This is a genomic window from Synechococcus sp. H60.1, from assembly GCF_047462335.1.
In the GTDB taxonomy this organism is placed as follows: Bacteria; Cyanobacteriota; Cyanobacteriia; order Thermostichales; family Thermostichaceae; genus Thermostichus.
In genome coordinates this window covers 28,159-35,009 of sequence record NZ_JANSJA010000071.1, presented here as the reverse complement: position 1 = coordinate 35,009, position 6,851 = coordinate 28,159, and the positions used below count along the sequence as shown (strand labels likewise).

The 6,851-nt window shown below is 58.8% G+C and carries 6 protein-coding genes; 2 read left to right on the top strand and 4 right to left on the bottom strand.

The features are described from left to right. Positions 1–71: 71 nt before the first annotated feature. Positions 72–1,094 (top strand): aldo/keto reductase, encoded by a 1,023-nt coding sequence (locus tag NW852_RS04245; protein ID WP_414426483.1) that lies wholly within the window; start codon positions 72–74, stop codon positions 1,092–1,094. 41 nt (positions 1,095–1,135) lie between these two features. Further along, positions 1,136–1,879 carry an HAD family hydrolase gene (locus tag NW852_RS04240; protein WP_414372587.1) on the top strand — a complete coding sequence of 248 codons (744 nt, stop codon included), beginning with the start codon at positions 1,136–1,138 and terminating at the stop codon, positions 1,877–1,879. Positions 1,880–1,887: 8 nt separating this feature from the next. Here the strand turns inward: NW852_RS04240 and queA are convergent, their stop codons facing one another. The 4 genes from queA to NW852_RS04220 all read right to left on the bottom strand — a co-directional run bounded on the left by queA (position 1,888) and on the right by NW852_RS04220 (position 6,714). After that, positions 1,888–3,060 carry a tRNA preQ1(34) S-adenosylmethionine ribosyltransferase-isomerase QueA gene (gene queA / locus NW852_RS04235; RefSeq protein ID WP_414372585.1) on the bottom strand — a complete coding sequence of 391 codons (1,173 nt, stop codon included), beginning with the start codon at positions 3,058–3,060 and terminating at the stop codon, positions 1,888–1,890. Between the two features lie 137 nt (positions 3,061–3,197). Next, entirely contained in the window at positions 3,198–3,791 is a 594-nt protein-coding gene (dcd, locus tag NW852_RS04230) for a dCTP deaminase (RefSeq protein ID WP_414366375.1), read from the bottom strand. Positions 3,792–3,883: 92 nt separating this feature from the next. Further along, complete coding sequence (locus tag NW852_RS04225) at positions 3,884–4,507, bottom strand: cob(I)yrinic acid a,c-diamide adenosyltransferase (protein ID WP_414366376.1); 624 nt, start codon at positions 4,505–4,507, stop codon at positions 3,884–3,886. A 1,070-nt stretch (positions 4,508–5,577) separates the two neighbouring features. Beyond that, positions 5,578–6,714 carry a phosphodiester glycosidase family protein gene (locus NW852_RS04220; RefSeq protein WP_414365804.1) on the bottom strand — a complete coding sequence of 379 codons (1,137 nt, stop codon included), beginning with the start codon at positions 6,712–6,714 and terminating at the stop codon, positions 5,578–5,580. Positions 6,715–6,851: the final 137 nt, after the last annotated feature.

Genomic DNA, 6,851 nt, shown 5'->3' with positions numbered 1-6,851 from the left:
GCGCAACCGGCTTTGTCTTCTCCCGGCGCCTGTTAGCATCCTGAAACCGGATCCTCTTTGCAGAAGTTGCCATGGAGTTTGTCACGCTTGCCGAGACAGGTCTAAAACTTAGCCGCGTGGGGCTGGGCACCTGGAGCATGACCGGGGATTGGTGGGGGCCAGCAGACCCTGAGGAGGCCTATGCCACCCTCCGCAAGGCTATTGACCTAGGTATTACCCTCTTTGACACAGCTCCGGCCTATGGCCGCGGCCTTTCGGAAACGCTTTTGGGACGGGCCATCCGCGATGCCGGCTGCCGGGATCGCGTGGTCATTGCCACCAAGGCCGGCCTGCAGTGGACTAACGGCAAGGTGGTGCGCAACTGCAGCCTAAGTTGGCTAGCTCAGGATCTGGAAAACTCCCTTCGCCGCCTGCAGACGGAGGTGATTGACATCTACCAGGTGCATTGGCCAGATCCCCTAGAACCTTTGGAGGAAACGGCCGCCTTTTTCTGCCGCCTGCTGCAGGAGGGCAAGATCCGCGCCATTGGGGTGAGCAACTTTTCTCCTCAGCAGATGGAGCGTTTTCGCCAGGTGGCTCCCCTGCACACCGTCCAGCCGCCCTATAACCTGTTTGAGCGCCAGATTGAAGCGGACGTTCTGCCCTACTGTCGGGCTAACGGCATTGCTACGCTGATCTACAGTCCCCTCTGCCGGGGATTGTTGGGAGGACGGCTAACGCCCCAAACCAAGTTTCCGCCTGGAGATCTGCGCGGCGGCATCGATCCCAAGTTCGTGGAACCTCGCTACTCCCAGTACTTGCAAGCAGTAGAAGAGCTGAGCCAGCTGGCACGGGAGCGCTACGGCAAAACCCTGCCTCAGTTGGCGGTGCGCTGGCTCTTGGATCAGCCGGGAGTGAGTGCAATCCTGTGGGGAGCGCGCAAACGCCAGCAGTTGGATGACCTAGCCGGAGTTTGGGGCTGGTCGCTGGAGGCGGAGGCAAGGCAGGCCATCGACGAGATCCTGCACAGGCATGTTCCCGAACCCATTCCCCCCAGCTTCATGGCTCCTCCTGCCCGCGCAGGGATCCCAGCTTCTCGGAATTGTTCAGAGTGATCCTAAGGATCAAGCAAGAGAAGGGCGGAAGAGGTTCTCCTATGGCGCTGCAAGGGGTGATCCTAAGCTGGAGCGGCATAGTGGCCGACGATGAGGGGCTGCACCTCTCCGCCATCAACCAGGTGCTGCTGGAGGAGAACTTGCGTCCCTGGGATCTAGGATCCCCTGCCCAAAAGGAGCTCTACCGGCTGCACTACCTAGGCCGATCCGATCGGGAACGCCTGCCCGCCCTTTGGCAAGCCCAGGGACGGGTGCTCAGCCCCAAGCAGCGAGAAGAGTTGCTGCACCGCAAGGCCCTGTACTACCGGCAGGCGTTGCAGGAGCAGAAGGGATCCCTTCTTGTCCCCGGCTTGGTGGAGACTCTAGAGAGGCTGGAGCGGCTGCAGCTCAAGGTGGGCCTAGTGAGCGGCCACGCTGCTGCTGAGGTGGAGGCCTTTCTAGAACGCTTCCCCTGTCCGCTCCTGGCCCAGCTGACCGAGCATTTCCGGTACCGTGTGACCGGCGAGGAGATGGATCCCGACCTGGGTTCAGGGCGGCTGCACCGTCTGCTCCTAGAGCGGATGGGGCTCTCCCCTCAGGAGTGCCTGAGCTTTGAAGCCACCTACGCTGGCATGCAAGCAGCTCGCTCCCAAGGGATCCCGGTCTTGGCCCTGGCCACTTTCTTTCCTTTGCACATGCTGCAGCGGCGGGCCAACTGGGCAGTGGATGGCTACCCCCAAGTGGAATGGGAGCGCCTCCAGAGGTGGTTTGCCACTGGCCAAGACCGGCCTGCCCAAGCCGCCTGACGATCCCCTTAGGGCAGGATCAGCATGCCGTCCCCAAAGGAATAGAAGCGATAGCCCTGCTCAATGGCCTCTTGGTAGAGATCCAGTAGCCTCTGCCGCCCAATCAGCGCTGCCACCAACATCATTAGGCTGGAGCGGGGCAGGTGGAAGTTGGTGATTAGGCCCTGCACCACCCGCCAGCAGTAGCCGGGGTAGATGAAGAGGTCGCTCTTCCCCTGCCAGGGCTGTAGGGTGCCGGAGAGGGCTGCCGTTTCCAGCGCCCGCACCACGGTTGTTCCCACGGCAATCACCCGCCTTCCCTGCGCTTGGGCTGCCCGAACGGCAGCTACTGTTTCCGCCGGCACCTTGAGCCACTCGCTGTGCAAGTGGTGGTCAGTGACTCGTTCTGCCTCCACGGGGCGGAAGGTGCCTAGGCCAATGTTCAGGGTGATGAAAGCGGTTTGGATCCCCTTTTGAGCCAAGCGCTCCAAGAGCTGGGGGGTAAAGTGCAGCCCGGCGGTGGGGGCGGCCACCGAGCCTGGCTGCCTAGCCCAAACAGTTTGATAGTCTTCAGGTCGGACTCCCGCCTCCGCCGGATTAAGGGTGTGGGCAGCCTTGATGTAAGGGGGAAGCGGGATCCGCCCCACCCGCTCCAAGATCTTCTCAAAGGGATCCGCTCCTTCCCAGGTAAACCGCATCACCCGGCCACTGGTCTCCGCATCCACAGCAAGTACCGTGCCCATCAGTTCCGCCGGGGATCCCTGGTGATCCCAAAACCGGATCTGATCCCCCACCTTGACCCGCTTGCCTGGTCTAACCAAGACCCGCCAGATTTGCTCCTGCTGGAAGGTGTTAGCTGGGATCCCTGGCAACTCAGGCTCCAGCAGCAAAACCTCTACCCGTGCCCCAAAAGAGTCTTTTCCCGGCAAGACCTTGGCTCCCCACAGCCGGGCCGGAATTACCTTGGTGTCGTTGAGAACCAAGAGATCTCCGGCTTGCAGGTAGTCAGGCAGGTCGCAGAAGCGGCGGTGCTCATGCCTATCTGGGTACACCACCAGCATCCGCGCCTGATCCCGCGGCTCCACAGGGGTTTGGGCAATCCGGTCGGGAGGAAGGATGTAATCGTAGGAAGCGGTAAGCCAATCTGGATTATGCTCACCGGGGCTGCCAGGAGAAGTAGCCGCCAAAGAAGGATCGTTCAAAGAGCTCTGCACTACTACCGCAACAGGTTAAAAGGGGATCCCCGGCCATTCAGTATAGCCCCCCGTCTCCCCCTTGCCCATCCGCCGGGTTTTACCGTGGTCTTATCCCCTTCTCTGCCGAGAGGGAAGCAAGTCAACTAAACCTTGGCCACCACCACCTGCTGCGGCTGATCTTGGTACTTGCCCTGGCGGTCGGCGTAGGTAGTCTGGCAGGGATCCCCTTCCAAGAAGAGAAGCTGCACCACCCCTTCATTGGCATACACGCGGCAGTCGGCGCTAGAAGCGTTGGAGAACTCCAGGGTGAGATAGCCCCGCCACCCCGCCTCGGCTGGGGTCAGATTGGCAATCAGCCCTACCCGTGCATAGGAGGACTTGCCGATGCAGATGACAGTGATGTTGTCCGGAACTTGCAGCCGTTCTAGGGAGACACCCAGCCCGTAGGAGTGGGCAGGAATGATGAAGTAATCCCCCATCTCATCGTGGTGCAGCTCCACCGCCTCCAGGTTCTTGGGGTTAAACCGCTTGGGATCCACCACTGTGCCGGGCACGTGGCGGAAGATCTTGAACTCCACCGGCGACAGGCGAATGTCGTAGCCGTAGGAAGAGAGCCCATAGCTCAAGACGGGCCGCGTCTGGCCGTTCCACTCCACGCGACGCACCAGCTCAGGGCAAAATGGCTCGATCATCCCCCGCTGCGCTTGCTCGTAGATCCAGCGGTCGTTTTTTAACATGGCTGCAACAGGCTGCCCGACAGGCCAGAGAGTTTGGGAAAGAGAGCGCAGTCACTGATGGCAAAGCTAAGAGCTGCTGACCCGCGAGGGATCTATTCTCGGCGGGGGCCGCCCTCTGGAGAAGGAGGAGTGAGGACTGGATCCCGCCGTTGGCGTAGCTGGGTGATCAGATCTGCGCGTTCCAGGAGAGAATCCGGCATCTCTGGCCCGGTGATGACTATGTCCATCCAGACTGGGCGCTGATCGATCAAATCCAGCACCTGCGCCTCCGGGATCAAGCCCAGCCTGATGGCCAGGCCCAACTCGTCCAGCACCACCAAGCCATAACGGCCACTCCTGACCGCCTCCTGGGTAAATTGCCACAGCTCATCCAGAGCCCGCCGCTCCTCTGGCTCCAGGTGAGGCGTATCGATGCAGCGGTGCAGACGACAGCGGGCCCACTCCAGAGAGCTGCCCAGCAAAAGACGATTTTCTGGCCCCTGGTTGATCCCACCCTTGAGAAATTGCACGATCAACACCCGCGTCCCCTGGCCAGCCAAGCGCAGCGCCTGAGCCATCACAGGCGTGAACATACCCCGGCTGGGATGGGTGTAGAGCTGCAGGGATCCCTGGGGGATCAACTGGGTGGAGAAGGCTCCATCCCTCTGCAGGAAACGGTCGTGAGCGGCAGGCTGCTTAACCCGGGCCGCAGGAACAGCATCCTTGGGGGAGGGCATAGGATTCGGAGAGGCAGTGCAAACCACGGCTTGATCTCGCAAGTGGGTTAAGGAACTAGGCCCTAGGTTCACAGGGCCTACAAGTGGTGGAGAGCGTTGGCTATGGATTCCATGAAACACCACCTGTGCGTATCCGTCAACGAGTTGGTTTTGCTTCTGGCCGGCATACAAATCTTCTCAAATAGAGTGACAGAAAACACCATCCTTGCCCATCCTAGCTTTTTGGCACAAGAGACAGGAGCCTAAAAGAAAAACTTTTGAACAAAATCTTAATTAACGTTCAAGTCCAAACAAAAATCTGAGTGTAGAGGTATTTTACTTAAGCACAAAAGTATCTTATAAAAATGCAAGCAAGGAATCAATGTTTTCCGAATGAGATGAGCTCTTGCAAACAGGAATACCGATATCGGCGGCCTGGCTACCAGATGGCGGCGAAGCTCTGCTCATCTCAAAAGCCTTGCCCAGCGGGGGATCTATTCGGCTAGGAGCCGGAGAGCCCCCCATGTTGTCTCGACTTCACTTTGGAAAAAGTGTGACTGCAAGTCCAAAAACTTAAACTTAATTTCTAACTTCGAAAGCGACGAAATGCAAATCCATTAATTGCCTTCATCAAAAACAACTTATCAACGATATTTTTTGAGAAGGGACGCAAAGAATTATGTAACCTCTATATCCTGGAACTATTTTTTGCCAAGTTATCTCTTCAATTATTTTTCTGGGTCGATCTCAAGGCTAATTTTTTGTTCTCAGTTTAATCTCTATTTCTATCATGAGAAATAGGCATTGGCCATTCAGTTTGGATCCCACGTAAGGCTAACTTATACAAGCTCTAGAGCCTTGGGTTCTGAGATTGGCGGGATCCCGTTGTGCAACTGGAGCCGAGTCCTTCCTCTGGGGGTGAGGGGAGATCTTTGTTCTTGAGAAGTCTTCTCCTGCCGAGGGTAGATGCAAACCTAGAGTAAGCCTGATCCCTCATTCAAGCAGCCAGGAAGCCTGGGGATCCCACTCTCGATCCCTGGAAAGGACTTTTCTCTGTCCCGCCGCTAGAAAAGGTGGGCTTCGGTTCTCCATCACCGACTTGGACTGGGGAAAAACCCTAGGCCGTTGTGAACTCGGGGTGTGCGTTGTTCTGGGTGTCGGTGTTGCAAATTGACGGTTTCTCCCCCCAGCACCAAGGTGGAAGCATTGCCCCCATCCAAGTTCAGGGCATGGCGACAGCCCAATTGCTGCATCAACTGCGCCATCTCCAGCAGGGTGAGCCCTTGATTTTCCTGGGCATTGCCGGCGGTCACCCACAGCAAATGTCCGTTGTCCAGTTGACCGACGGCACTGCGGGCAGCCCGTTGGCGGCGGAAGAGGGGTTGAAATCCCTCTAATTGGGCATCCAGAACCACTTGGCCGTCCAAGAGCAAGAGCGGCCCTGCCCCTAGCATGTGGGGGTAGGCGGCCAGCTCTGGCGGATCCACAGTCCAGCTCAACTTGAGGCGATCCCCCGCGATCAGTTTGCCGGCTTCCAGGGCACCTTCCAGACCCCGCGCTGCCAATACGTAGCCGTTGGGAGGGATCGGCACCGTCAAACTACCGGCCAGGCCTGCCGGCAGAATGTCTTGCACCTGATCCTGCCGCACCATCAGGAGCATTTCACCATCCGTTTGGGTAGTGTAGGTGGATCCCCAATCAGGGGTGTACTGGGCAACTCCGGGCAGGATGTAGCCACTGTTGATGCCCACCAGCGGGATCCGATCCCCAAGGTCGTTGCGCAGCTCTGCCTGCATCTGCAAACGGGCAAAGCGCACGGATTGCCCTGCCGTCCCATCCGACCAAGCGATGACCCCACGGCCTAAGATGGGGCTGGAGATCCAGCGGCCATCCCGACGAATGGCTCCCAGCGGCTGGCGGGTGTTGCGATTGAAAAAACCGCCGTTGATGGCCGCCACAGCTCCCTGTTCAGGGCCAAAGGAAGACAGCTCCCCCAGACTCACCAAACTGGCAGGATTGGCCCAGATGGGGCGCAGTTGGCCCGCTGTAAGGGAAATGACCACGATGGCAACCGGGATCCGATCGTCCCCAATCCAGACTTCCTCTTGGTACAAAGGGATCCCCTGCACCACCCGCACAGGCTGCCAGTCGAGGAGCGTCTGGGCAGGGGCAACCGGGCTGTTGAGCAGGAGGAGAGTCGCTCCCACAGCGGCCAAGGTTTTAGGCAAAGCAACCCTCTTCACCAGCCCCTCTCGTTGTTGCTCTAGCCTCTTGGAGCTAAGTCGCTTCAAACCAGATTAAGACACTTTGCCACTCACCTGAGCGCTCCAGGCCGCTATAGGCGACCACCCCCGGCCCCTCTCCC